This window comes from Kitasatospora sp. NPDC059462, from assembly GCF_042749955.1.
Taxonomy (GTDB): Bacteria; Actinomycetota; Actinomycetes; order Streptomycetales; family Streptomycetaceae; genus Kitasatospora.
The window spans coordinates 1-1,814 of record NZ_JBHYUU010000388.1 but is presented as its reverse complement, the minus strand read 5'-3'; the positions used below and the strand labels follow the sequence as shown (position 1 = coordinate 1,814).

Here is a 1,814-nt window from a genome sequence, read left to right as displayed (position 1 = left end):
CACCCACAACCCCACGCACACCCCCGGCACCGGACCCCGACGACGGGCACACCACCGCCACCACCCCCGGCACCACCGCACCCTCACGCCCGAGACCCGCCACACCCTCACGGACCTCCACCTCCACCGCACCGGCCGACACCACCCCCGGCACCCACTCCACCCGGTAGAGCGCGTCACGCTGCTGCTCGCGTGCGGTGGCCAGCTGCTCCGCGCCCACCGGGCGCAACATCAGCGACTCGACCGACAGCACCGGCCGCCCGGCGCCGTCGGCGGCCGACAGCGTGACCGTGCCCACCCCGGCCCCGGAGCCGGCCGCCGGGGCCAGCCGGACCCGCAACGCCGTCGCACCCGTGGCGGACACCCGCACCCCGCTCCACGAGAACGGGATCCGCCCCTCGTCGTGCTCCTCGGCGGAGGCGCTCAGGGCGACGGCGTGCAGCGCCGCGTCCAGCAGCGCGGGGTGCACGGCGAAGCCCGTCGCCTCGACGCCCTCGGGCAGTGCGACCTCGGCGAACACCTCGTCCCCGCGCCGCCATCCGGCCCGCACGCCCCGGAACACCGGGCCGTAGACCAGCCCCAGTCCGGCGAGACGGTCGTACAGCCCCTCGACACCGACCTCGACGGCGCCGGCGGGAGGCCACTCGGCCGGCTCGGACGCCGCGTGCTCGTCGGTCGGCGCCCCGGCCGGAGCGAGCACACCGGTGGCGTGGCACGTCCACGGCGAGGCGGCCGTCGCGTCGTCGGGCCGCGCGTAGAGCCGCACGGCGCGACGCCCGGAGCCGTCGGCGTCGTCCACTAGGACCTGCACGTGGACGCCGCCCTGCTCCGGAAGCAACAGCGGTGATTCCAGGGTCAGTTCCTCGACGCGGTCACAGCCCACCTGGTCGCCGGCGCGGATCGCCAACTCGATCAGCGCGGTGCCGGGCAGCAGGACCGTGCCCCGCACGGCGTGGTCCGCCAGCCACGCGTGCGTGGCCAGCGAGAGCCGGCCGGTCAGCAGCACACCGTCACGGTCGGCCAGGGTGACCGCCGCGCCGAGCAGCGGGTGGTCCGCCGACCACAGGCCCGAGCCGGTGAGGTCGCCGGTGGCCGGGCGGGTGTCGAGCCAGAAGCGCTCGTGCTGGAACGCGTAGGTGGGCAGGTCGACGCGGCGGGCGCCGGTGCCGGCGAAGACGGCGTCCCAGTCGAGGGCGGTGCCGTGGGTGTGGAGGTGGGCGAGGGCGGTGGTGAAGGCCGCGGATTCGGTGCGGTCGGCCCGCAGGGCGGGGACGGCGAGGGCGTCCGGCAGCGTCTCCCGGACCATCGGGGTCAGGCCGCCGGGACCGATCTCCAGGAACGCCGTCACCCCCTGCGCCGCGAGCGTGTCGACGGCGTCGGCGAAGCGGACGGCGTGGCGGACGTGGCGCACCCAGTAGTCGGGGTCGGCGAGCTCGTCGGCGGTGAGGAGCTGTCCGGTCAGGGTGGAGACGATCGGCAGGGTGGGCGCGGCGAAGGTGACGCGTGCGGCGACCTCGCGGAAGGCCGCGAGCATCGGCTCCATCAGCGGCGAGTGGAACGCGTGGGAGACCGTGAGCCGCTTCGTGCGGCGGCCCTCCAGGAGTGCGACCACCTCCGCGACGGCGTCCTCCGATCCCGAAAGCACCACCGAGGACGGGCCGTTGAGCGCCGCAATACCCACGCTGTCCTCGCGACCGGCCAGCAGCGGTGCGACCTCGTCCTCCGAGGCCTGAACCGCGACCATGGCCCCACCGGACGGCAGCTCCTGCATCAACCGGCCACGGGCCACCACCAGTTCGGCGGCGTCGGCCAGC

At 75.7% G+C, this 1,814-nt stretch carries 1 protein-coding gene; it reads right to left on the bottom strand.

Going from position 1 to position 1,814, the window contains the following annotated elements; genetic code table 11:
* A partial coding sequence (locus tag ACFXAM_RS38655; protein WP_380298610.1) for a polyketide synthase dehydratase domain-containing protein occupies positions 1–1,814 on the bottom strand: 1,814 nt, incomplete at both ends.